At 72.0% G+C, this 23,950-nt stretch carries 22 protein-coding genes; 12 read left to right on the forward strand and 10 right to left on the reverse strand.

Features of this window, described 5'->3' with window-relative positions:
• Nucleotides 1–14: 14 nt before the first annotated feature.
• From OG852_RS39990 to OG852_RS40015, 6 genes are all read right to left on the reverse strand, one after another.
• Complete coding sequence (locus OG852_RS39990; RefSeq protein WP_133917919.1) at nt 15–434, reverse strand: TOBE domain-containing protein; 420 nt, start codon at nt 432–434, stop codon at nt 15–17.
• A 28-nt stretch (nt 435–462) separates the two neighbouring features.
• Complete coding sequence (locus tag OG852_RS39995; RefSeq protein ID WP_330350423.1) at nt 463–1,548, reverse strand: ABC transporter ATP-binding protein; 1,086 nt, start codon at nt 1,546–1,548, stop codon at nt 463–465.
• Nucleotides 1,545–2,393: a molybdate ABC transporter permease subunit gene (gene modB / locus OG852_RS40000; RefSeq protein ID WP_443064604.1), complete on the reverse strand. Its 849-nt coding sequence runs from the start codon at nt 2,391–2,393 to the stop codon at nt 1,545–1,547. The genes OG852_RS39995 and modB overlap by 4 nt, the downstream gene beginning before the upstream one ends.
• Nucleotides 2,390–3,220: a molybdate ABC transporter substrate-binding protein gene (modA, locus tag OG852_RS40005; RefSeq protein ID WP_330350424.1), complete on the reverse strand. Its 831-nt coding sequence runs from the start codon at nt 3,218–3,220 to the stop codon at nt 2,390–2,392. The genes modB and modA overlap by 4 nt, the downstream gene beginning before the upstream one ends.
• A 182-nt stretch (nt 3,221–3,402) precedes the next feature.
• Complete coding sequence (locus tag OG852_RS40010) at nt 3,403–3,798, reverse strand: TOBE domain-containing protein (protein WP_133917923.1); 396 nt, start codon at nt 3,796–3,798, stop codon at nt 3,403–3,405.
• 72 nt (nt 3,799–3,870) lie between these two features.
• A complete protein-coding gene (locus OG852_RS40015) occupies nt 3,871–5,823 on the reverse strand; it encodes an APC family permease (protein WP_133917924.1) in 1,953 nt (650 codons plus the stop codon).
• A 406-nt stretch (nt 5,824–6,229) separates the two neighbouring features.
• On the opposite strand from OG852_RS40015, the gene OG852_RS40020 reads away from it, so the two are divergent.
• From OG852_RS40020 to OG852_RS40035, 4 genes are all read left to right on the forward strand, one after another.
• Complete coding sequence (locus OG852_RS40020) at nt 6,230–7,522, forward strand: extracellular solute-binding protein (RefSeq protein WP_330350425.1); 1,293 nt, start codon at nt 6,230–6,232, stop codon at nt 7,520–7,522.
• Nucleotides 7,523–7,526: 4 nt separating this feature from the next.
• The gene (locus tag OG852_RS40025) at nt 7,527–8,522 is read left to right on the forward strand and encodes a carbohydrate ABC transporter permease (protein ID WP_133917925.1); all 996 of its coding nucleotides are present in this window, start codon (nt 7,527–7,529) and stop codon (nt 8,520–8,522) included.
• A gap of 62 nt (nt 8,523–8,584) precedes the next feature.
• Nucleotides 8,585–9,349, forward strand: a complete 765-nt coding sequence (locus OG852_RS40030; protein ID WP_330351579.1) for a carbohydrate ABC transporter permease — start codon at nt 8,585–8,587, stop codon at nt 9,347–9,349.
• 58 nt (nt 9,350–9,407) lie between these two features.
• On the forward strand, nt 9,408–10,466 hold the full coding sequence (locus tag OG852_RS40035) for an endo-1,4-beta-xylanase (protein WP_133917927.1): 1,059 nt from the start codon (nt 9,408–9,410) through the stop codon (nt 10,464–10,466).
• Here OG852_RS40035 and OG852_RS40040 read toward each other — a convergent pair.
• The 3 genes from OG852_RS40040 to OG852_RS40050 all read right to left on the reverse strand — a co-directional run bounded on the left by OG852_RS40040 (nt 10,459) and on the right by OG852_RS40050 (nt 12,845).
• Entirely contained in the window at nt 10,459–11,502 is a 1,044-nt protein-coding gene (locus tag OG852_RS40040; protein ID WP_330350426.1) for a LacI family DNA-binding transcriptional regulator, read from the reverse strand. The genes OG852_RS40035 and OG852_RS40040 overlap by 8 nt on opposite strands.
• A 202-nt stretch (nt 11,503–11,704) precedes the next feature.
• A complete protein-coding gene (locus tag OG852_RS40045) occupies nt 11,705–11,893 on the reverse strand; it encodes a DUF5999 family protein (protein WP_133917929.1) in 189 nt (62 codons plus the stop codon).
• A 358-nt stretch (nt 11,894–12,251) separates the two neighbouring features.
• Nucleotides 12,252–12,845 (reverse strand): hypothetical protein, encoded by a 594-nt coding sequence (locus OG852_RS40050; protein ID WP_330350427.1) that lies wholly within the window; start codon nt 12,843–12,845, stop codon nt 12,252–12,254.
• Nucleotides 12,846–13,424: 579 nt separating this feature from the next.
• On the opposite strand from OG852_RS40050, the gene OG852_RS40055 reads away from it, so the two are divergent.
• Both OG852_RS40055 and OG852_RS40060 read left to right on the forward strand, forming a co-directional pair.
• Nucleotides 13,425–14,942, forward strand: coding sequence for a glutamate--cysteine ligase (locus OG852_RS40055; RefSeq protein WP_330350428.1), 1,518 nt, complete (start codon nt 13,425–13,427; stop codon nt 14,940–14,942).
• Nucleotides 14,943–15,078: 136 nt separating this feature from the next.
• Nucleotides 15,079–15,864 (forward strand): CPBP family intramembrane glutamic endopeptidase, encoded by a 786-nt coding sequence (locus tag OG852_RS40060; RefSeq protein ID WP_330350429.1) that lies wholly within the window; start codon nt 15,079–15,081, stop codon nt 15,862–15,864.
• 12 nt (nt 15,865–15,876) lie between these two features.
• Here the strand turns inward: OG852_RS40060 and OG852_RS40065 are convergent, their stop codons facing one another.
• Nucleotides 15,877–16,689: a PhzF family phenazine biosynthesis protein gene (locus OG852_RS40065; RefSeq protein ID WP_330350430.1), complete on the reverse strand. Its 813-nt coding sequence runs from the start codon at nt 16,687–16,689 to the stop codon at nt 15,877–15,879.
• Nucleotides 16,690–16,854: 165 nt separating this feature from the next.
• Here OG852_RS40065 and OG852_RS40070 point away from each other — a divergent pair, with 165 nt between their 5' ends.
• From OG852_RS40070 to OG852_RS40095, 6 genes are all read left to right on the forward strand, one after another.
• Entirely contained in the window at nt 16,855–17,829 is a 975-nt protein-coding gene (locus tag OG852_RS40070) for an NAD-dependent epimerase/dehydratase family protein (RefSeq protein WP_330350431.1), read from the forward strand.
• Nucleotides 17,830–17,920: 91 nt separating this feature from the next.
• Nucleotides 17,921–20,638 carry a LuxR C-terminal-related transcriptional regulator gene (locus tag OG852_RS40075; protein WP_330350432.1) on the forward strand — a complete coding sequence of 906 codons (2,718 nt, stop codon included), beginning with the start codon at nt 17,921–17,923 and terminating at the stop codon, nt 20,636–20,638.
• A gap of 145 nt (nt 20,639–20,783) precedes the next feature.
• On the forward strand, nt 20,784–22,388 hold the full coding sequence (locus OG852_RS40080) for an MFS transporter (RefSeq protein ID WP_133917935.1): 1,605 nt from the start codon (nt 20,784–20,786) through the stop codon (nt 22,386–22,388).
• 17 nt (nt 22,389–22,405) lie between these two features.
• Nucleotides 22,406–22,927 (forward strand): hypothetical protein, encoded by a 522-nt coding sequence (locus tag OG852_RS40085; protein ID WP_133917936.1) that lies wholly within the window; start codon nt 22,406–22,408, stop codon nt 22,925–22,927.
• Between the two features lie 125 nt (nt 22,928–23,052).
• A complete protein-coding gene (locus OG852_RS40090) occupies nt 23,053–23,250 on the forward strand; it encodes a hypothetical protein (protein ID WP_133917937.1) in 198 nt (65 codons plus the stop codon).
• Nucleotides 23,251–23,267: 17 nt separating this feature from the next.
• On the forward strand, nt 23,268–23,906 hold the full coding sequence (locus tag OG852_RS40095) for an HdeD family acid-resistance protein (protein ID WP_330350433.1): 639 nt from the start codon (nt 23,268–23,270) through the stop codon (nt 23,904–23,906).
• The last annotated feature ends 44 nt before the right edge of the window (nt 23,907–23,950 follow it).

Here is a 23,950-nt window from a genome sequence, read left to right on the forward strand (position 1 = left end):
GCCCCGCCTCGCGCTCAGGCCGTCGCCAGGGACACCTCGGTCGCCTTGATCAGGGCCACGATGTCGGAGCCCACGAAGAGGCCGAGGTCGATGGCCGCGTCCTTGGTGATCGCGGCGGTGAGTTCGGCGTCCGCCACGGAGATCTTCACGACGGCCATGACCGTGCCGGTCGTGAGGCCGGTGATGGTGCCGGGGAGCTGGTTGCGGATCGAGAGGCCCTCGACGCGGTTGGTGGCCAGGGAGACCTCCGTCGACTTCACCAGGGCCTGGACGGCTGTGCCCGGGGCGAGGGCGAGCTCCCGCACGGCCTCCAGGGTGATGGCCGCCGTGAGGGCCTGTCCGCCGTCGAGGCGCAGGTCGACGGCGGCCATGACCTCGCCGGGGTGGACGGCGGTGACGGAGCCGGGGAGCTGGTTGCGGATGCTCAGGGTCATGGGCACCCACGGTAGGGCCCGGTGCGGCTCATGCCGGGTATGCATGGGTCTGTGCCGCTTTGACCGTCACCCAGACCGCCGCGCCTGGATGCAGATCCAGCTCGGCCGCGGCGACCGTGGTGAGGTCGGCGGCGAGGGGCAGTTCGCCGGTGAGGGCGGCGCGGATCTGGTCGCCGTGGGTCTCGAGCCCCGCGATCTCGCAGTGCCAGAGGTTGCGGGCGCTGGAGCCGGTGGGGCGGTCGCGATGGAGGGTGACCGCGCTCGGCGGGAACGCGACGAAGACGGGGCCCGAGAGGATGTCGGTGGTGGTGATGGCCGGGCCGGTGTCGAGGCGTACGGCGTGGCCGTCGGCGTGGCCGCGGTAGAGGTTCAGGCCGACGAGCTGGGCGATGTAGTCCGTGCGCGGACGGCGGGCGATGTCGGCCGGGGTGCCCTCCTGCACGATCCGGCCCTCCTCGACCACGACCAGGCGGTCCGCGAGGACCATGGCGTCCAGCGGGTCGTGGGTGACGAGGACGGCGACCGCCTCGAACGCGGCGAGGTGGCGGCGGAGCTGGGCCCGTACCTCCAGCCGGGTGCGGGCGTCCAGGGCGGCGAGGGGCTCGTCCAGGAGCAGCAGCCGGGGGTGGGTGGCGAGGGCGCGGGCCAGGGCGACGCGCTGGGCCTGGCCGCCGGAGAGCCGGCGGGGTTTGGCGCCGGCGTGTGCGGTGAGGCCCATGCGGTCCAGCCACTCGGCGGCCTGCGCGCGGGCCTCCGCCTTGGTCGCGCCGTGGCAGCGCGGGCCGAACGCGACGTTGTCCAGGGCGGTGAGGTGCGGGAAGAGCAGATAGTCCTGGAAGACCACGCCGACCGGGCGGGATTCCGGGGGCGTGCGCTCCAGGGCCGTACCGTCCAGGCGAAGGTGTCCGCCGGTGAGCGGGACGAGACCGGCGAGGGCGCGCAGGGCGGTGGTCTTGCCCGCGCCGTTGGGTCCGAGGAGGGCCACGACGTCGCCGGCGGCGGCGGTCAGGGCGACGTCGAGACGGAAGGAGCCGCGGTCGACGACGAGGTGGGCGTCGAGGCCCTCGTCGGGCACGGTCTCCGGAATCACGGACGTCCTGCGCCACGTCGTCATGACGCGGTCATCCAGCGGTCGCGCAGTCCGGCGAGGACGGCGATCGAGACGGCCAGCAGCACCAGGCTGAGGGCGATGGCGGCCTCCGGGTCGCTCTGCAGGGCGAGATAGACGGCGAGCGGCATGGTCTGCGTACGGCCCGGGAAGTTGCCCGCGAAGGTGATCGTCGCCCCGAACTCGCCGAGGGCGCGGGCCCAGGCCAGTACGGCACCCGCCGCGATGCCCGGTGCGATCAGGGGGAGCGTGACCCGGCGGAAGGCGGTGAAGCGGGAGGCGCCGAGGGTGGTGGCGGCCTCCTCGTAGCGCGGGTCGGCGGCCCGGAGCGTGCCCTCGACACTGATGACGAGGAACGGCATCGCCACGAACGTCTCGGCGACCACCACGCCGGCCGTGGTGAACGGGAGCGTGATGCCGAACCAGGAGTCCAGCCACTGCCCGATGACGCCGTTGCGGCCGAGGGCCAGCAGCAGGGCCACACCGCCCACCACCGGGGGCAGGACCAGCGGCAGGGTCACCAGGGCGCGGACCAGGCCCCGGCCGGGGAAGTCCGTACGGGCCAGCAGCCAGGCCAGCGGCACCCCGATCACCAGGCTCACCGCGGTCGCCGCCGTGGCGCAGATCAGCGACAGCCGCAGGGCCTGCCAGACCTCGGCGCTGGTGAGCTGCTCGGGCAGGGTGTGCCAGGGCGCCCGGACGAGGAGCGCGACCAGCGGCAGGAGCAGGAAGGCGAGGCCCAGCAGGGCGGGCAGGAGCAGGGCGAGCGGGACGCCCGTACGGACGCGGTGGGCGCGCCGCGGGCCGCCCTCCAGGGCATCCGCGGCGGTCTGCTTCACGGCGCGGGTCACGGCTGCAGGAACCCGGCCTCGGCCAGCGCCTTCTGCCCGTCGGCGGAGCGGACCAGGGTGATGAAGGCCCGGGCGGCCTCGGCGTTCGGCGCGTCCTTCAGCAGGGTGATCGGGTAGTCGTTGATGGCGTCGGCGGACTCGGGGAACTCCACGCCCTCCACCTTGTCACCCGCGGCGTGCACATCGGTCTTGTAGACGACGGCCGCGTCCGCCTCCTTGAGTTCGACCTTGGTCAGCGCGGCCTTGACGTCCTGCTCGTAGGACACGGGCGTGAGCCTGAGGTCGCTCGCCTCCAGCGCCTTCTGGGCGGCGGCGCCGCACGGCACCTCCTTGTCGCACAGCACCACCTTCAGACCGGACTGGGTGAGGTCCTTGAGGGAGGAGATCTTCTCCGGGTTGCCCGGCAGGGTCGCGATCTCGAGCTGGTTGCGTACGAAGGTGACCGGCTCGGTGGCGTTGTCCTTCGCGTCGGTCACGATCGCCATGGTCTTGGGGCTGGCGGAGGCGAACACATCCGCCGGGGCGCCGCCCGTGATGCTCGCGGCCAGGGTGTCGCTGCCCCCGAAGTTGAAGGTGACCTTCGTGCCCGGGTGCGCCTTCTCGAACTTCTGGCCGAGGGCCGTGAAGCTCTCCTTCAGCGAGGCGGCCGCGAAGACCGTGACCGTGCCCGAGAGCTTCGGGGAGGCCGAGGAGGAGGCCGAGGAGCCGGACTTGGCCGACGTGTCGCCGGAGTCGTCGGAGGAACAGGCGCTCAGGGCCAGCAGCGCGGCGACTCCCGCGCCGGTCACCTGCACGGCGCGGCGGGCACGGCGCTCGGTACGGGTCATCACGTTGCACTCCTCGGTATCGGCGATCCCTCGAACGGTCCAACATCATGATGATGCCGCATATGCAAGGCATACGTCTTCCGGGGCTTCGCATAATCCGGGGTGAGGTGGGTGATGGGCACGCATGTGCGTTCGTACGGAGGCGGCGGGCCGGCGGGGTCGGGAGGGTGGCCCGCCGCTGCTCAGACGCGGTCGATGTGCACGTTCGTGGACTTCACCCGGGCGGTGGCCTCCATGCCGACCTCCAGGCCCAGTTCCTCGACGGCCTCCCGGGTCAGCAGGGAGACCAGTCGGTGCGGGCCGGCCTGGATCTCCACCTGGGCGGCGACGTCACCGAGCTTGATGGCGGTGACGATGCCGGGGAAGGCGTTGCGGACCGAGGTGTACGGGGCGTCCTCTTCGGCGCTGTCCGTGCGGGCGAGGGCGACCGAGAACGCGGCGAGGTCCTTGCCGTCGATGAGACGCCGCCCGGCCTCGTCCCGATGGGTCGCGACCCGGCCGGCGTCCGCCCAGCGGCGCGCGGTGTCGGGGCTCACGCCGAGCAGCCGTGCCGCCTGGCCGATCGTGTAGCTCTGCATGCGGGTCACGATAGGGCCCGCGTGCAGCGGAGCCGTACGGCGGTCGGGGCGCCGTCGGTGGGGCCGGCGCGCTCAGCCGGTGTGGACGCGGGGGCGGCGCGAGCGGTCCGGTTCCGCCTCGCGCAGCACCTCTCGGGTGACCGGGGCGACCTCGCCCTGGCCGAAGAGGAAGAAGCGCAGGAAGTTGGCGAACGGGTTTCCCTCGGTCCACTCGAAGTAGATGTGCGGGAGGCAGCCGGTCGCGTCGCGGGTGTGGAGCAGCAGGGCGGCGAGGGCGTTCGGGATGGAGGAGGACTCGAGGGTCAGCACCCGGTAGCGGTTGTGCAGGACCTCGCCGCGGACCGTGAGGCCCGCCTCGAACTCGGACGGGTCCAGGACGGTCACCTCGACGAAGACGAAGTCCTCGCCGGGAAGGTCGTTGTCCGCGCGGATCTGCTCGATCTTGTCGCGGTACTCGGCCTTGTCGCGCTGATCGGGCTCGTTGGCGATGAACCGTATCTTCCGGCTGGCCATGTCCCGGATGAAGCGTTCCGCCATCGGGTCGAGGACCACGCTCGTCACGCGCAGCTCGAAGGCGCGGGCGAGCCGGGACAGCAGGGAGACGAGGATGATCCCGGCGATGAAGCAGGCGCCGATCTTCACACCGTCGGGGCGCTCGATGACGTTGGCCACGGTGGTGTAGAGGAACACCGCGGAGATCACCGCGAAGCCGATGGTCCAGTTGCGCTGCCCGGCCTTGTGGGCGGCGATGGTGACGGCGATGGCGGCCGAGCTGATCAGGACGAGGACGCCGGTGGCGTACGCGCCACCCTGGGCGTCGACGTCGGCGTCGAAGATCCAGGTGACCAGGAAGGCGATGAGGGTGAAGACGATGACCATCGGGCGCACCGCGCGGGCCCAGTGCGGGGCCATGCCGTAGCGGGGGAGGTAGCGGGGCATCAGGTTGAGCAGACCGGCCATGGCGGAGGCGCCGGCGAACCAGAGGATCGCGATGGTCGAGATGTCGTAGACCGTGCCGAAGGCGCTGCCGAGGTACTCGTGCGCCAGATACGCGAGGGCGCGGCCGTTGGCCTGGCCGCCGGGCTCGAACTCCTTCTCCGGGATCAGCAGCGTGGTGATGAAGCTGGTCGCGATCAGGAAGACGCTCATGATCAGGGCGGCCGTGGTGAGGAGCTTCTTCGTGTCCCGGATCCGGCCGGTCGGCTGCTCCTCGGTGTCGCCGGTGTCGCCCTTGACGTGCGGCATCACGGCGACGCCGGTCTCGAAGCCGGACAGGCCGAGCGCGAGCTTGGGGAAGACGATCAGGGCCACGCCGACCATGACGAAGACGTTGCCGTGCTCGGCGGTGAGGGCGTCGGCCCAGTCGGTGACCACGTGCCCCTCGGTGAGGACGTGCCACAGGCCGACGATCACGACCACGACGTTCAGCGAGAGATAGAGGCCGACCAGGGCCACCGCGACCCCGATGGCCTCCAGGAAGCCCTTGAGGAACACCGCGCCGAGCAGGGCGACGAGGGCCAGGGTGATGATCATCTGCTTGTCGTGCAGCGCGCTGGTCAGATGCGGGTTCTCCACCAGGTGGGTGGAGGCGTCGGCGGCCGACAGGGTGATGGTGATCAGGAAGTCGGTGGCGGCGAAGCCCAGCAGGGTCAGCACGAACAGCTTGCCCTGCCAGAAGGACAGCAGCCGCTCCAGCATCGCGATCGAGCCCTCGCCGTGCGGGCTCTCCTCGGCCACCCGCCGGTAGACCGGCAGGGCGCCGGCCAGGGTCACGATCACCAGCACGATGGTCGCGATGGGTGACAGCAGACCGGCCGCGAGGGCCGCGATGCCCGGCTGGTAGCCGAGGGTCGAGAAGTAGTCGACGCCCGTCAGACACATCACCCGGTACCAGGGCTGGCCCCGGTGCTCCGGTTCGGCGGCGGCCTGGCTGCCCTGCTGCGCATGGCCCTTGCCCATGTCGGACAGGCCCTCCAGCATCCAGGCGCGCAGGCGACTGGGGGGAGGGTGCTCGGTCGTGGCCATCGGCGTGCTCCTGGGTGCGGCTCCGGCGTGGGGTTTCGGCCATCACGCGGACGGCGGATTCAGCGTAAGCGGAGAGTGACGCACAGGCCTGCGGATGAGGGGCCGGACGGCGTCAAGCTTCCGTTAAGACTGGTCGCGGCCAGGCGTCGGGGAGCTCGAACGGCAGGCGCTTTTCGGCCACTCTCCCGCCGCCCCTGTGGCTGTTCGTAATGTTCGCCCGCCGGATCGAATGTTTCGACGTCCCTCCGGGCGCCTGTGACCCCGCGCTCGTGAACGCCTATGAGGATTCCCTGTGTTCAGGGGGTTGCCACCCGTCGGAGGGTGTCTCTAGGGTGCGGCAGCAGCGAAGCTTTCTGGATTTGATTCGAAACTTTCGATCAACAAGGATCTACCCAAGGAGCGCATGATGGGCGACCCGGCACTGTCCCGCCGCGGCTTCCTGGCGGCCTCCGCCGCTGCCGGGGTGAGCATGACGGCACTGAGCGGCTGCGGCGGCGACTCGGACGGAGGGTCGTCGGGGACGACCACGATCGAGTGGTGGAACATCTCCACCACCCAGCCCACCAAGGACGTCTGGGCCGCACTCGCCAAGCGGTTCGAGGCCCAGAACCCCAAGGTGAAGGTCAAGATCGTCCAGCTGGAGAACGACCCCTACAAGTCCAAGATGACCGCGCTGACGGCTTCCGGGAAGCTGCCCGACATCTTCCACACCTGGGGCGGCGGCGTCCTGAGGCAACAGATCGACGCCGGGCTCGTCGAGGACCTCACCGACAAGAGCAAGGGATGGGGCGACGGGCTGCTCTCCGTGGCACGGGAGCCGTACCTCGTCGACGACAAGGTCTACGGCATCCCGTTCGACATCGGCATGATCGGCTTCTGGTACAACAAGGCGCTCTTCAAGAAGGCCGGCCTCAGCGCTCCCCCCACCACCTGGAGCGGCTTCCTGGACGCCGTGAAGAAGCTGAAGTCCGCCGGCATCACCCCGCTCGCCCTGGCCGGCAAGGAGAAGTGGCCGGGCATGTACTACTGGGCCTACCTCGCCATGCGCACCGCCGGGATCGAGGCCCTGCGGAAGGCGAACGACGACAAGGACTTCACCGGGGACGGATTCGTCCAGGCGGGTCGGCATCTGGAGGAACTCGTGGACCTCCAGCCGTTCCAGAAGGGCTTCCTCGGCGCCGCGTACAGCACCCCCACCGGCCAGGCCGCCACCATGGGCAACGGCAAGGCGGCCATGGAGCTGATGGGCCAGTGGGCGCCGGTGGTCGAGGCCGACGCGGGCAAGGGGCTCGGCGCCGACCTCGGGTTCTTCCCGTTCCCCGCGGTCGAGGGCGGCCAGGGCGCGATCACCGAGGTCTTCGGCGGAGGCGGCGGGCACGCGCTGCGCAAGGGCGCCCCGCAGGCGGCCGTCGACTTCCTGAAGTTCTTCGCCTCGGCCACCACCGACACCGAACTGGTCAAGAAGACGGGCGTGCTGCCCGTCGTACCGGCCGCCGAGAGCGCCCTCACCGATCCCAACCTGTCCGCCGTACAGGCCCAGTTGAAGGCCGCCACCGGCTTCCAGCTCTATCTCGACCAGGCGTACGCCCCCGCCGTCGGCCAGGAGGTCAACGACAGCGTCGCCGGACTCATCGCCGGATCGAAGTCCCCCCAGCAGGTCGCCGAGTCGATCACCAAGGTCGCGAAGGAAGAGCAGTAGCCGGATGGCCTCGACCTACCTCCCGGACAAGCGCAGCGCTCCGGACGCCGACCGGCCGCCGCCCCTGCCCGCGGCGGCCGGCCGCAGGCGCAGGAGCGTGGTGCACTGGCTCACCGCCGTCGGTCTCCAGGTGCCCGCCCTGGTGCTGTTCGGCACACTCGTGCTGCTGCCGATGCTGTTCGCGCTGTACGCCGCGTTCTTCCGCTGGGGCGGCTTCGGGATGCCCGAGGACTTCGTCGGCGGCGACAACTTCACCCGGCTCTTCCAGGACCCGGTGTTCCTGGGCGACCTGTGGCGCTGTCTCGTGCTGGTCGCACTGTCGCTGCTGCTCCAGCTTCCGTTCGCCCTCGCCCTCGCGGTCGCCCTCAACCAGCGGATCCGCGGCCGGGCCGTCTACCGGATGCTGTTCTTCGCGCCGTACATCCTCTCCGAGGCGATCACCGGCGTGCTCTTCAGCATGATCTTCGCCCCCGACGACGGCCTCGCCGACCATCTGCTGGGCGCCGTCGGACTGGACGGCCTCGGCGGGCAGTGGTTCGCGGACCCGTCCACCGTCATGGCCACCCTGTTCCTGGTCATGACCTGGAAGTACTTCGGCTTCCACATGATGCTCTACCTCGCCGGACTCCAGTCCATCCCGGCCGAGCTGACCGAGGCGGCGCTGATCGACGGGGCCGGGCCCTGGCAGCGGTTCCGCCACGTCACGCTGCCGTTGCTCGCGCCGACCCTGCGGATCAGTGTGTTCCTGTCCGTGATCGGTGCCATCCAGCTCTTCGACCTGGTGTGGATCGTCACGGCCGGAGGCCCCGACCACCACTCCGAGACGATGGCCGTGACCATGTTCCAGTACGGCTTCAAGCGCTACCAGGTCGGCTACGCCAGCGCGATCAGCGTGGTCATGTTCGGCATCAGCCTCGTCTTCGCCCTCGCCTACCAGCGGTTCGTGCTCCGCCGCGATCTCCAGGGCGCCACCACGACCATGCGAGGAGGCCGCTCGTGAGCGCCCGCAGGACCGGCCGGACCCTTCCCGTGCACGCCGTGCTGGTGGTCGTCGGCGTGGTGATGGCCGTACCGCTGCTGTACGCCGTGCTGTCCGGCTTCAAGTCGACCGACCAGCTCTCCCGCAACCCCATCGGGCTGCCCGACCCGTGGGTCGTCTCCAACTACACCGACATCCTCGGCTCCCGCTCCTTCTGGCAACTGCTCGGCAGCAGCACCGTGATCGCGGCCGGTACGACGGTGGTGGTGGTCGCGGTGTCCGCGCTCGCCGCCTTCTCCTTCGCCCGGTTCGCCTTCCGGGGCCGCGAGCTGCTGTTCACGCTGTTCACGATGGGGCTGATGTTCCCCTTCGCCGTGGCGGCGCTGCCGCTGTTCCTGCTGCTGCGCTCGATGGACCTGCTGGACAACCCGCTCGGGGTGATCCTGCCGCAGGCGGCGTTCGGGCTGCCGATGACGATCATCATCCTGCGCGGCTTCTTCCGGGAGATCCCGGCCGAGCTGGAGGAGGCGGCGACCCTCGACGGATGCGGGCCGCTCGGCTTCTTCTGGCGGATCCTGCTGCCGATGGCGCGGCCCGCGCTCGGCACGGTCTCCGTGCTCGCCGTCGTGGCGAGCTGGAACAACTTCTTCCTGCCGCTGCTGGTCTTCAACGAGCCCACCTGGTGGACGCTGCCGATCGGTGTGCAGCAGTTCCAGGGCCAGTACTCCTCGGAGTACGCCCGCATCTTCGCCTATCTCGTCCTCGCCATGGTTCCCGCCCTGGCCTTCTACTCCGTCGCCGAGCGCCAGCTCGTCGGCGGTCTCGCGGCCGGCGCCACGAAGGGATGACCCGCGCCCGGCCCTGCCCGCGCCTGCCCACGCCCCATCGACCGTGAGGAGTCGCACCATGTCCAGCACCGCCCGCACCCGGCTGAGACTCGCCGGAGCCCTCGCCGCCGTCCTCGTCGCCGCCGGGATCGCCACGGGGCCCGCCGCCCAGGCCCACGACAAACCCCACCGGACCACCCTCGCGGACCTGGCACGGCGTCACGGCCGCTACTTCGGCAGCGCCACCGACAACCCCGAACTCACCGACACCGCGTACACGAGGATCCTCGGCAGCGAGTTCGACATGATCACCCCCGGCAACGGCATGAAGTGGTATGCCACCGAGCCGCAGCAGGGCGTCTTCGACTGGACCCAGGGCGACGAGATCGTGAACCTCGCCCGGGCCAACCACCAGAAGGTGCGCGCCCACACCCTCGTCTGGCACAGCCAGTTGCCCGGCTGGCTGACCGGCAGGGAGTGGACGCCCGACGAGCTGCGCGCCGTGCTGAAGAACCACATCCAGACCGAGGTGCGCCACTACCGGGGCAAGGTCTACGCCTGGGACGTCGTCAACGAGGCGTTCAACGAGGACGGCACCTACCGCGAGACGGTCTTCTACAAGACCCTCGGCCCCGGCTACATCGCCGACGCCCTGCGCTGGGCCCACCAGGCCGACCCGAAGGCGAAGCTGTACCTGAACGACTACAACATCGAGGCCGTGGGCCCCAAGAGCGACGCCTACTACGCCCTGGCCAAGGAGCTGAAGGCACAGGGCGTCCCGCTGAACGGCATCGGGCTGCAGGCCCATCTCGCCCTCCAGTACGGCTATCCGACCACCCTGGAGGACAACCTCCGCCGCTTCTCCCGCCTCGGCCTCGACACCGCGCTCACCGAGGTCGACGTACGGATGCTGCTGCCCGCGACCGAGGAGAAGCTGGCCCAGCAGGCCGAGTGGTACGGCGATCTGACCGAGGCGTGCCTCGCGGTACGGCGCTGTGCCGGCATCACGGTCTGGGACTACACCGACAAGTACTCCTGGATCCCGGCCTTCTTCCCCGGTCAGGGGGCCGCCCTGCCCTGGGACGAGCAGCTCGCGCCGAAGCCCGCGTACACCGCGATCCGCGAGGCACTCAGCTAGCGCGTCGGGGTGGTGCGGTGCTCGACCGGACCACCAACTCCGTGCCCAGTTCGACCCGCGGCGAGTCGGGGTGCTCGCCGCGGGCCAGGCGCAGGACCGTGCGGACGGCCAGTTTGCCCATGTCGGCGAGGGGTTGGCGGACGGTGGTCAGGGGCGGCGCGGACCAGCGGACCTCCGGAAGGTCGTCGAATCCGACCACGCTCATGTCCTCCGGGACCCGCAGACCGCGTCGGCGCAGCGCCTCGATCGCGCCGAGGGCCATCTGGTCGCTGGCCGCGAAGAGCGCGGTCGGCGGATCGGGGAGGTCCAGCAGGGCCGTGCAGCCGGTGAAGCCCGACTCGGGGTGGAAGTCGCCGGGGACGACGAGGGTTTCGTCGACGGCGAGGCCGGCCGCCTCCAGGGCGGCGCGGTAGCCGTCGTGGCGGGCGCGGGAGCACAGCAGCCGGGGCGGGCCCGCGATCAGACCGATGCGGCGGTGACCGAGGGCGAGCAGGTGCTGGGTGGCGGCGAGGCCGCCGGACCAGTTGGCGGCGCCGATGGTCGGGGTGTCGAGGGCGGGGGAGCCCATCGGATCGACGATCACCAGCGGGACGTTCAGCATGCGCAACTGCTCGTGCAGCGGGGGTTCCAGGGCCGAGGTCACCAGGATGACCCCGTCGGAGGCGCGGGCGCGCAGATTGCGCATCCACTCACGGGCGTCCCCGGAGCGGCCGTGGATCGCCGAGACGACGGTGCCCACTCCGGCCGCGTGGGCGACTTCCTCGACCCCCCGGATGATCTCCACCGCCCAGGGGCTGTCGAGGTCGTTGAAGACCAGGTCGAGCAGGGCCGCGCGGGTCGCGGAGGGGGCGGCGGGGCGTTTGCGGTAACCGTGCTCCCGCAGCAGGTCCTCGACGAGTGCGCGAGTGCGCGGGGAGACGTCGGAGCGGCCGTTGACCACGCGGGAGACGGTCGGGACCGAGACACCGGCCCGGCGGGCGATCTCCGTGATGGTGACCTTGCTCCGGCCCGTGGGCGCCGTGTCGTCCGCCGTCATTCCCCCACCTCCGTCGACCCGTTCCGGGCGCGCCGCCGAAACTTCCAGGAGTCTTCCGGAAAAGACGTACGTACGGAAGGGAAGAGAGGCGCTACGAGGAGTGAGCGGCCCCGGACACGCGTCGGGGCCGGTTCGCGGCGGCCGGCCGCGGTCCGGCCCCTCGATGTCCCCGGACGGCGGTCCCGCGCCGTCCGAGTGGTGCTCAGGCTGCGGTCGTGACCCGGTGCGGGGCGATGACCTGCCCGTCCGGCAGGAGTTCACCGGTGTCCTCGAAGAGGAGGACGCCGTTGCACAGCAGGCTCCAGCCCTGCTCCGGGTGGTGCGCCACGAGCCGGGCGGACTCCCGGTCGGCGGAGGTTGCTGTAGGGCACGGTGGCTGGTGCTGGCACATGGATGGGTTCTTCCGCTCTGGCGTGATCCGTGAGGTGGATGTGGTCGTGTCTGTCCCGCGGCGTGAAGCGTCGTGTACGTCGTTCATGGCCGCCCCCCGTTGTGATAAGTCGGTCGGAACCCAGTGTTGCCCCACGGACGTCGTTCCGCAGGGATTTCGCGGCACCGCCTCTCACAGGTTCATGACGCATCACCCGCGCGGGCGGTTCATCTCAACTGCACTGTCACTTCGGGTGGTTTCCAGTGGCCGGATGGGGCTAGTCCGGACGGGGACGCGGGGACGAACACCCCGGGTGACGAGCACCGTACCCCGCCACCGGAGCCGCGGTGGCGGGGTACGGGGGTGCGGGGCCGCCGTGTCAGGCGGGTGAGCCCAGCAGGGGCGGTGGCGCCGACGGCGTCACCCGAAGGGTCAGCACCGGGAGCAACTCGGCGACCCGGTGGGCGCGATGGGCGGCGATCCCGGGCGGCGCGGGGGCCAGCGGCACCAGCAGGTCGGTCGCGGCGGGGTGACCGGTGGTGCCGTCGGTGTCGGTGTCGCCGTGCAGCCAGAGCGTGAGCATGTAGAGCCCGGGGACCGACAGCAGCCGCGCCTGGTACGGCTGGGTCGTCGACTCGGCCTGCCGCAGGGCGCGTTCGGTGGAGGCGATGTAGGGACCCTCGAAGAAATGGGAGAACGCCCAGCCGTCCGGGGTCAGCCGGGTCTCGGCCGCCGCCACGGCCCGGTCGCCGCAGCGGATCAGGAAGCGCCAGCCGGCCAGCCGGGTCGCGGACACGCCCTCGGGGGTGATCCGGTCCAGGACGTGCAGCGGCAGCGGCAGTTCGGGGGTGGCCTCGTCCTGGGCGGTGCGCAGGGAGGGAGTTCGTGCTTCACGGACCGCGGTGGGGGAACCGAGGGCCATGAGGACGGAGCGCAGGGCGGGAGCGGGAGCCGGAGGGACATGCAGCGGCATGATGGGTCGCCTCTCATTCACAGGCGGTGGCGCGAGGGCGGGGGCGGACGGCGCTGTCAGCTAGCTCTCGTCAGGGTCGGAGAGGCGGGGGCCGGGGTCTTCGGACAGCCGGGGTGCGCGAGCGGCCTGCCGCCACGTGGACGACAGGCTCCTTCGACCGCGGGGCCACCTTCTCCGCCTTGTGCGAGGAGTTTATACGACACGTGTTCAGACTGTGTTTCGTCTAGCCGATCCCGGGACACCCGGCAAGGGTCCATTCGGTCGGCGATACGTGTGAATCATCCCGATTCAGAGCGGTGGAGGCCGCGATGACCTCGGGATATGTGCGCGCTATGGTCGGCCCATTCTCGTCGGATTTTTTCACGAGTTCCCGAGCGTGAGTTCCGGAGTTAGTGAAAGGGCCGTCTGCCGCTTGCCCCGTGAATGTGCCTCCGGACCGTCCGGACACTTCCGGTCAGACTAGCGGGTGGCGGGAGCCGACGGGGACGTTATCGATCGGTCCGGCTGGGCATCATCCCACCTGACCCGGGAGACCGGCGGCCGGATCCCCGGCCCGCCCATGCGAGGAGGGACGCTTCGATGGGGGAGAAGGTCGTGGCGGGCGCGTTCGACCTGTCCGATCGGCAGCAGTACCGCGACAAGCTCCGAAGGTGTCTGACGGGGCTGGAGCGGCTTCTGGCCCAGAAGCGCTTCGACCGGCCGAAGAACCTCATGGGGCTCGAGATCGAGCTGAATCTCGCGGGCGCCGACGGCCTGCCGAAAATGCTGAATGGCGAAGTGCTCGAGCGGATCGCCAGCCGAGATTTCCAAACAGAACTCGCCATGTTCAACCTGGAAGTCAACATAGCTCCACACCGCTTGGGCGGGCGGGTATTCGACCGGCTCGCCGAGGAACTCCGTACGTCACTGGCATATGCCCATCGGAAGGCGGGCGAGGTCGACGCGGGAATCGTGATGATCGGTATTCTGCCGACTCTCGACCGTGACGATCTGGTCTCCACCAATCTTTCCGACGTCGACCGTTACACCCTCCTCAACGACCAGATCGTGGCCGCCCGGGGCGAGGACTTCGCCCTCGACATCGACGGCGTGGAGCATCTGTCGTGCACCTCGAAGTCGATCGTGCCGGAGGCCGCCTGCACCTCCGTGCAACTGCACCTCCAGGTCACCCCGGCGCGCTTCGCCGACGTGTGGAACGCCGCCCAGGCCGTCACCGCCGCGCAGATCGCCGTGGGCGCCAACTCACCGTTCCTGTTCGGCCGCGAGCTGTGGCGCGAGTCCCGGCCCCCGCTGTTCACCCAGGCCACCGACACCCGCCCGCCCGAGCTCCAGGCCCAGGGCGTACGGCCGCGGACCTGGTTCGGTGAGCGGTGGATCAGCTCGGCGTACGAGCTGTTCGAGGAGAACCTGCGCTACTTCCCCGCGCTGCTGCCGCTGTGCGACGAGGAGGATCCGCTGGAGGTGCTGGAGGCGGGCGGCACCCCGTCGCTGGCCGAGCTGGTCCTGCACAACGGGACCGTCTACCGCTGGAACCGGCCCGTGTACGGCATCGCCGACGGCGTCCCCCACCTGCGGGTGGAGAACCGGGTGCTGCCCGCCGGGCCCACGGTGACCGATGTGATCGCCAACGCGGCCTTCTACTACGGCCTGGTCCGCGCCCTCGCCGAGGACACACGGCCGGTGTGGTCGCGGCTGTCGTTCGAGGCGGCCGAGGCGAACTTCGACGCGGCGTGCCGGTACGGCATCGAGGCGCGGCTCCAGTGGCCGCGGCGCGGGCGGCTCGGGGGCGTGGGCGAGGTGGACGCGGTCAGTCTCGTACGGGAGGAGCTGCTGCCGTTGGCGGAGGCCGGGCTGGACGCGTGGGGGGTGGAACCGGCCGACCGGGACTACTACCTCGGGGTGATCGAGGAGCGGTGCCGGCGGCGTACGAACGGGGCGACGTGGCAGGTGGCGACGTTTCGGCGGGCGGTGGAGGCGGGACTGTCGCGGGACGCGGCGCTGGCCGCGACGACGCGGCGGTACGCGGAGTTGATGCATGAGGGGGAGCCGGTGCACACGTGGCCGGTGGGGGTGCCGGAGGTGGTGGGGGCGCGGTGAGGGGTCCTTCGACGGTGGGCCGGATGCGGGTCGTGGGGGGTGATCGCGCAGCTCCCCGCGCCCCTTAGGCCCGGGGTGGTTCCGCTTGCGTTCAGGGCATCGGGCAAGCTGTGGTGTCCCTTGAACGGAAGCGGGTGTGCGGGTGGGCGAGGTGTACGACGAGCGGCCGTCTCGGCGGATCTTTCGGGACGAGACCCTGCTGGTGCTGGGGCTTTCGCTCGGGGCCAGCGGGGTGTCCGCCCTCATCAGCTTCATCGGGTCGGTCACGAGGCCGGGTGGGCTGAAGGACCAGGCGGCGACGCTCAACGCCTCCGCCGCGCCGGGGCGGCCCTGGCTGGACCTCGCCTGGCAGCTCTTCGGGATCGCCTCGGCGCTCGTGCCCGTCGCGCTCGTCGCGCATCTGCTGGTGCGGGAGGGGCGGCACGGGCTGCGGACGCTCGGCCTCGACCGCACCCGGCCCTGGTCCGACCTGGGGCGCGGCGCCGGGATCGCGGCCGTCATCGGCAGCACCGGCATCGCCTTCTACCTCGCGGCCCGCGGGCTCGGCTTCAACCTCACCGTGGTCCCCGAGGCGCTGCCCGACGTGTGGTGGAAGTACCCCGTGCTGATCCTGTCGGCGCTGCAGAACGCGGTCCTCGAAGAGGTCATCGTGGTCGGCTATCTGCTGCGCCGTCTCGGGCAGCTCGGCTGGACCCCGGGCACGGCGCTGGTGGCCAGCGCCGTGCTGCGCGGGTCGTACCACCTCTACCAGGGCATCGGCGGGTTCATCGGCAACATGGTGATGGGCGTGGTGTTCGTCTACCTGTACCGGCGCTGGGGGCGGGTGGGGCCGCTGGTGGCGGCGCACTCGCTGCTCGACATCGGGGCCTTCGTCGGGTACGCGCTGCTCGCGGGGCATGTGTCCTGGTTGCCGACGGCCTGAGCCGCCGGGGTCTCACCAGGCCAGCAGCTCACCGTCGACGACCGTCACCGCGCGGCCGGTCAGCAGCGTCCGCTCGCCGCGCAGCTCGGTGCCGACGCGGCCGGAGCGGGGGGAGGCCTGCAGACCGGTGAGCCGGGTACGGCCGAGCCGTTCGGACCAGTACGGGGCCAGTGCGGTGTGGGCGCTGCCGGTGACCGGGTCCTCGTCGATGCCGACGTTCGGGAAGAAGCAGCGGGAGACGAAGTCGTAGCCGAGGCCGGGGTTCTCGGCGCGTGCCGTGGCGATGACGCCCTGCCGGGAGCAGGCGCCGAGCGCCCTGTGGTCCGGCCGCAGGGCGTGGACGGCCCGCTCGTCGGCCAGCTCGACCAGCAGGTCACCCACGTGCGGGCCGGTGTCGAGGACGGCGAGCGGTTCGGCGCCCAGGGCCTCGGCGGCGCCCTGCGGCAGTGCGGCCGGTGTGAGGGGCGCGGTCGGGAGGTCCAGGGTGATCGAGCCGTCCTCGGCCGGGGTCGCGACGAGGACGCCGCTGCGGGTGGCGAACCGTACCGGGCCCCTGTGGGCGCCCGTGCTGTGCAGGACATGGGCCGTGGCCAGGGTGGCGTGGCCGCACAGGTCGACCTCGGTGACGGGCGTGAACCAGCGCAGCGCCCAGTCCGCCTCGCCGCCCGGCGGGAGCGGATGGGCGAACGCCGTCTCGGCGTGGTTGACCTCCAGGGCCACGTTCTGGAGCCGGTCGTCGCCGGGGAAGGCGTCGAGGAGCAGGACTCCGGCCGGGTTCCCGGCGAAGGGGCGGTCGGCGAAGGCGTCGACGATTCGGATGCGCATGGCGGTGACGTTAAGCGGGGTGGGCGCCCGTCGACCAAGGCCAATCGACGGGTCCTGGACCTGTTTCTCCGGTCCACCCGGGCGGCGGGCACGCCAAGTGCCGTAGGGTTGCGGGTCGTTCACGGGCCGGGGAGCGGACGGCATCCCGGATGAGGGAGGGGAACGGTGCGGCAGGGCGAGGGCACGGTGGTGCTGACCGGGGCGACCGGATTCATCGGGTCGCATGTGCTGCGGGCGCTGTTGGATCCGGGGGAGTGGGGCGGCGGCGGGTCCGGTCCACGGGTGCGGGCGCTGGTGCGGAGCGTGCCCGAGGAGGAGGGGTCCGTCGAATGGGTGCGCGGTGATCTGACCGATCCGGGCGCGGTGCGCGGGCTGTGCGAGGGCGCCGGGGCCGTCGTCCATCTGGCCTCGTACATCGGTGGGGACGAGCGGCTCTGCGAGGCCGTCAACGTCGAGGGCACCCGGTGGGTCATGGAGGAGGCGGCGCGGGCCGGCGTCGGCCGGGTGGTGCACCTGTCCACCGCCGCCGTCTACGGCGGTGGACCGCACCGGGGTGTCGCGGTCGACGCGATCCCGGCCGAGCCCGCCTCCGCCGTGAGCCGGTCCCGGCTGGCGGGGGAGTCGTACGCGCGCCGGGCGGGGGCCGTCGTGCTGCGGCCCGGGCTCGTGCTCGGTGCCGGCGACCGCTGGGTCGTACCGGCGCTGCGGGAGCTGGTGGAACGGGTGCCCGCCGAGTGGGACGGCGGACGTGCGCTGCTGACCGTGGTGGACGCCGGCGACCTCGGCCGGCTGATCGCCGCCGTCGCCGTGGGGGCGCGGGACGTGCCGCCCGGTGTCCACCACGCGGGACATCCGGACCCCGTGCGCATCGGCGATCTGCTGGCCGAACTAGCCGCTCACGGCGTGCTGCCGCCCCGGCCGGACGCCGACTGGCCGCTGCCGGTCTGCCGGGAGCGGCTGCGGGCGACCCCAGGAGCGGTCTCCGAACGCCAGTTCGCGTTGGCCGCCGAGGACCACTGGTACCTCGCCGAGGAGCTCTGGAAGCTGGCCGGTCGGTCGCCGGGTCCCGGCCCGCTGAGCCGCCTCGCGGACTCGGCCGCCTGGTACCGCGCGTATCTGGGGCTACCGGGGAGCGGCTGACCTGCGCTTTCCTCCCGCTGCGCGGTGGCGCCGTCCCTGCGATGCTGGAGGAGGCGAGCGCTACCCACGATCGACACCGGGCGGTGAGCGCATGGCTGGACTCGAGGAAGACGGTGCCGAGCCGAAGGTTCCGGGGGACGATCCCCGGGACGAGAGGGCGGCGGCATCGGTGGCCGATCCCCAAGGGGATCCGTATCTGCGGACGCGGTTCGCGGTACCCGCTCGACCGGCGACCTTTCTGCGCCGGAAGCGGCTGCTGCTCCATCTCGACCAGGCTCTCACCACCCCGCTGACCATGGTGAACGGCTCCGCCGGTGCCGGGAAGACCCTGCTCGTCGCCGACTGGGCGGCCGACCGGAAGCCGGCCGTCGCCTGGTTCACCACCGAGGCCGCCGACCAGGGCCCCGGCATGTTCTGGGCGTACCTGCTCCAGGCGCTGCGGGCCGCCGGGGTGCCGCCACCCGCCGGAGTCGGCAGTCCGGCGGACGCGAGCCGGGTCACCCACACCCTGCTGGCGCGGCTCGCCGCCGACCTCAGCGCGCGGGAACGGCCCGTCACCCTCGTCCTCGACGAGTACGACCAGGTCCGCGACCCCGACATCGCCCAGCAACTGGAGTTCGTGCTGCACCACGCGGGCGGCGGACTGCGGCTGATCCTCGTCACCCGCACGGAACCCCTGCTGCCGCTGCACCGCTACCGTGCCGCGGGTGAGCTGACGGAGATCCGCGGCGCGGAGCTGGCCTTCACCCCGCAGGAGACGGCCGAGCTGCTCGCGCTGCACGGGCTGCGCCTGCCCCTGCCCGCGGCGGGCGCGCTCGTGGAACGCACCCGGGGCTGGGCCGCCGGCCTGCGCCTGTGCGCCCTCGCCGCGCAGGAGAGCCCGGATCCGCAGACGTATCTGAAGGAGTTCGAGGCCGACCGCAGCACCGTCGCCGACTTCCTGCTGGCCGAGGTCCTCAAACGGCAGAGCCCCGAGGTACAGGACCTCCTGCTGCGGGTCAGCGTCCTCGAACGGCTCTGTCCCGAGCTGGCCAACGCGCTGACCGAACGCGCCGACTCCGAGCCGATCCTGGCCGGACTGCACCGGGAGAACGCCTTCGTCGAGGACCTCGGGCACGCCTGGTACCGCCTCCACCCGCTGTTCGGGGAGATCCTGCGCGCCCATCTGCGGGTGCGGGCCCCCGGCCTGGAGCCGGAGCTGCACCGGCGGGCCGCCCACTGGTTCGGACGGTCGGGACTGCTCCCGGAGACGCTGGGGCACGGGGCCGCCGCGGGCGACTGGGAGTTCACCGCGGGCGCGCTGGTCGACGACCTCGCCATCGGTCAGCTCTTCACGGGCCTGCGCTCCGACGATCTCGTCGAGCTGTTCTCCCGGATGGGGCCCGAGGCCGGCAGCCCGGCGACGGAACTCGTCCGGGCGGCCCGTGATCTGTCCCGGTGCGACCTGGACCACGGCCTGGCCCATCTACGGCTCGCCGAGCGGGGGTTCGCGGAGAACACCGCGCCGGACGAGGGTGCGGACACGGCTCCGGACGAGGCCGCCGCCCGGCTCAGCTGTGCCCTGCTGGAGGCCTCCGCCGCCCGGCTGACCGGTTCGCCCGAGCGGGCGGAGGCGGCCGCGGCGGAGGCCGAGAGGGTACGCGGACGGGTCCCCGCCCACCTGCTGGACAAGCACCCCGAACTCACCGCCCTGCTGCTGACCCACCTGGGCTCCACCCGGCTGTGGGCCGGACGGTTCGAGGAGGCACGGGCCGCCCTCGCGCCCGCCGCCGACTGCCCCGGCGGAGCCTCGACGGCGCTGCTGCGCGAGGACGCCCTCGGCCGGCTGGCCCTCATCGACTGCCTCGACGGCTGGGCCGGGCGGGCGGAGCGCCAGGCCCGCGCGGCGATGGCCGAGACGGAACGGTTCGGACTGCCCCGGTCGGCCGGCTCCGGCATCGGGCTGCTCGTCCTGGCCGCCGTGGCCGTCGACCGCGACGAGCTCGACGAGGCCCAGGCCCTCCTCGACGCGGCGGCCGAATCGCACCCCGCGCTGCGCGACCCGGTGCGGGAGGCGGGCCGCGCCCTCGCCACCGCACGGCTGCACCTGGCCCGCGGCGACACCCGGGGCGCGCTCGAAGCGGTGGAGCCCGCCGTCACCGCCGAGGTGGTCTCCCCCTGGGCGGCGGGGCAGTCGGCGCTGGTCGCCTCCGCCGCGCACCTCGCGGAGGGACGGCCCGAGACCGCCGTACGCCTGTTGCGCGCGGTGCCCGAGGACCAGGTGGCCTGCGCCGTGGAGGAGGCGCGGGCCCGGCTGGCGGCGGGTGAGCCGGGTGCGGCGGTCGAGCTGCTCGACCGGACGCGCCCCGAGGACCGCTGCGGCCCCGCCGTGACCGTGCGGGCCACGCTGGTGCGGGCCCGGGCCGCCGAGCGGACCGGCGACCCCGCCGCCGCGCGCCGGCTCGTCGCCCGGGCCCTGCGCGAGGCCCGGCGCGACCGACTGCGCCGGCCCTTCCTCGAGACCGGTCCCTGGCTCACGCCCTTGCTGAGCGCCGACCCCCTGCGGGAGCTGGCCGGCGGCTGGCTCACCCCCGGCGCGCCCCCGCCTCCCGCCGACACCGGGCCCCCGGTGGTCGTGGAGGACCTGAGCGGACGCGAGCGCGATGTGCTGCGACGCCTGGCGCAGATGATGTCCACCGAGGAGATCGCCGCCGATCTGTACGTGTCGGTGAACACGGTCAAGACCCACCTCAAGAGCGCCTACCGCAAGCTGGGCGTCAACCGCCGCCATGACGCGGTGCGCCGGGCACGGGAACGGGGACTGCTCTGACGACACCCGACCCCGGGTTCGCCCCTGACGGGTGAGGCGCCCGGCCCGCTCCTCGGGTGGGATCGGGAGTGGCGGCCGGGCCCCGGTCGCCGCCCGGCCGGCTCCGGCGGTGTCCCGGGCGACCCGACTCCCCGAGGGGGACGACGTGGCGCGCTGGCACGCTCTGATGGTCCTGGGGACCGCCCAGTTCCTGATGGTGCTCGACACCTCCGTCATGAACGTCTCGATCAGCCGGCTGGTCGAGGACTTCGACACCGAGGTGACCACCATCCAGGCCGTGATCACCCTGTACGCGCTGGTCATGGCGGCCTTCATGATCGTGGGAGGCCGGCTCGGAGACATCTTCGGACGGCGCCGGCTGTTCCTCCTCGGGCTCGTCGTCTACGGCGTCGGCTCCGCCCTGACCGCCGCCGCGCCGACCGTGGGGGTGCTGGCCGTGGGCTGGTCGGTCATCGAGGGGCTCGGTGCCGCGATGGTGTTGCCGGCGATGGCCGCCCTCGTGGCCGCGTCCTACCGGGGGCGGGACCGGGCCGTCGCCTACGGCGTCATCGGCGGGCTCGCCGGTGCGGGCATCGCCGTCGGCCCGCTGCTGGGCGGCTGGGTCACGACGTATCTCACCTGGCGGCTGGTCTTCGCCGGGGAGGTCGTGGTCGTGCTGGTGATCCTCGCCTTCCGCCGTGTGATCACCGAGGTTCCGCGGCCCGGCCCCCGGCCGCGCCTGGACGGGGTCGGCGCCACGCTCTCGGCGGCGGGCCTGGCCCTGGGCGTGCTCGGTGTGCTCCAGAGCGGCACCTGGGGCTGGGTGCAGCCGCGCAACCCGCCCTTCACCGTCCTGGGTTTCGCACCGACCCTGTTCGTGATCGGTCTCGGGGTCGCCGTGCTCGCCGCCTTCGCGCGCTGGGAACGGCACCGGGAGGGGCGGCACGCCGACCCCCTGGTGGACCTGGACCTGCTGCACAGACCCGCCCTGCGCTCGGGCCTGCTCTGTCTGCTCGGCCAGAACCTCATCCTGCTCGGACTGTTCTTCGCCATCCCGCTCTACCTGCAGGTCGTCCAGGGTTTCGACGCCTTCGAGACCGGACTGCGCCTGGTGCCCGTGTCCGTGACCATGCTGCTGGCGTCCACGCTCGCCGCACGCCTCGGACGGGTGGTCGGCGCCCGTCCGGTGGTGCGGCTGGCCCTGCTGACCCTGGCCGCCGCCATCGTGTGGCTGCTGGCCACCATCGACCCGGTGATCGACGACGTGCAGTTCGGCTGTGCCATGGGGCTGCTCGGCATCGGGATGGGCCTGCTCGCCTCGCAGCTCGGCAACGTCGTCCAGTCCAGTGCGGGCGAGGAGGAGCGCAGCGAGGTCGGCGGGCTGCAGTTCACCGCCCAGAACCTGGGCTCCGCGCTGGGCACCGCGCTCATCGGATCGCTGCTGGTCGGAGCCCTCGCCCACGCCTTCACCACGGAAGTGGAGAGCAACCCGCACCTGTCGGAGCAGACGCGGCAGAAGACGAGCGTCGCCCTGGAGGCGGGCATCGGCTTCGTCTCCACCGACCAGGTGCGCACGGCGGCCGAGCAGGCCGGACTCCCGCCCGCCGAGGTCGACGCGCTCACGGACTCGTACGCCGACGCGCAGCTCGACGGACTCAAGGCGGGGATCCTCGCCGCCGGAGGGATCACCCTGGCCAGTCTCCTGGTCACCTCGCATCTGCCGGGTCGGCCCTCCCGTCGTCCGGAGCCGTCGCGCGTCGACGCGACCTGAGCCCGAAGGAGCCGGTCATGTCCGACACCGAGCACCTCGCCGTCCGGGACGGCCCCGCCGAGCGGCGGTCCCGCGCCGACTACACCGGAGGCGTCTACGGCTCGATGCTCGCCGCGTCCGTCGTCGTCGGCGCCGGAGCACTGGGCGACTTCCCCCGCCTGGAGCTGGTGGGGCTGCTGTTGCTCACGGGTGTGGTGTTCTGGCTGGCGCATGTGCACGCCCAGATGTTCGGGGCCCGGCTGGCCCAGCGACAGCGGGATCGCGGCGCGGTCCTGCTGCACGTGTGCCGGGAGGAGTGGCCGATCGTCGAGGCCGCCGTCCCGCCCGCCGTCGCGGTGGCGATCAGCCCCGTCCTCGGCCTCGACCTCGCGGGCACGCTGTGGTTCGCGCTCTCGGTCGCGGTGGCGGGCCAGGTCGGCTGGTCGGTGGCCGCGGCACGGCGGGCCGGGGCCACCTGGGCGCTGGTGGCGGTCACCGCCTCCGTCAACCTCCTGCTGGGCCTGCTGATCATCGCGTTCAAGCTGCTCCTGAAGGAGTGAGCACACCTGTTCCGGAGGCATCGCCGCAGATCAGCCGGGTGGCCCGGGTGCCGTATCACCTGTATCGGGTGAGGTTCGGCGGCCCGCCGCGACGGAGGATCGCAGGGAGACCACAAGGAAGGCCCATGCGCTACGAGATCCGTGTCGACGGACAGATGTCGGAGACGTTGATCAAGGTCTTTCCCGAGCTGGACCACGTGGTGATGTCCGGCCAGACCGTCCTGTTCGGACACGTCGTCGACGAGGCGCATCTGTACGGGCTGCTGGCCCGCTGCCAGTCCCTGGGGCTGCACGTCCTGGAGATGCGGCAGATGCCGGACTGACCGCGCTGGGAGAAACCATGACCATGCCGTCCGGCGGAGACTCCGCCGCCGCACTCTCCGCCCTCGGCCGCTCCTGGACCTGGCTGCTCGGGTCGGCCGTCGCCACGCTCGTCCCGGGCGTCCTGGTGCTGGTGTGGCCCGACGAGACACTGCACGTCCTGGCGGTGCTCATCGGGCTGTATCTGCTGGTGACGGGGGCGTTCCGGTTCGTCGCGGTGTTCGCCCGCGAGGATCACGGCGAACGGCTGCCCGGACTGCTGCTGTCCGTGCTGTACGTCCTCCCGGGCGTGCTGTGTCTGCGCAACCCCCTGCAGACCATCGCCACGCTCTCCCTGATCGTCGGGGTCGTCTGGCTGGTGTCGGGCGTCCTCACCCTCTACACCGCCCTGGCCGCCCGGGACCTGCCGCACCGGGGCTTCGTCCTGGCCGTCGCCCTGCTCGCCGTCGTCGCGGGGATCGTCGTCCTGGCCCTGCCCACCGAGTCGGCCCGGGCGCTGACCCGGCTGCTCGGGCTGTGGCTGGTCCTGATCGGCCTGGCCGAGGTGGCCATGGCCCTCGCCTGGCGGGCGGCCCTGCGCAGGGCGGGCCTCACCGGTGCGCCGGAGCCCGAGCGGAGCGGCGAGGACTCCGGGCCCGGGATCACCCGCCCGGGGTGAGGCGCCCGCCGCTTGCCGTGGGCACGCTGAAGACGGCAGTCAAC

The sequence above is a fragment of the Streptomyces sp. NBC_00582 genome (assembly GCF_036345155.1).
Classification (GTDB): Bacteria; Actinomycetota; Actinomycetes; order Streptomycetales; family Streptomycetaceae; genus Streptomyces.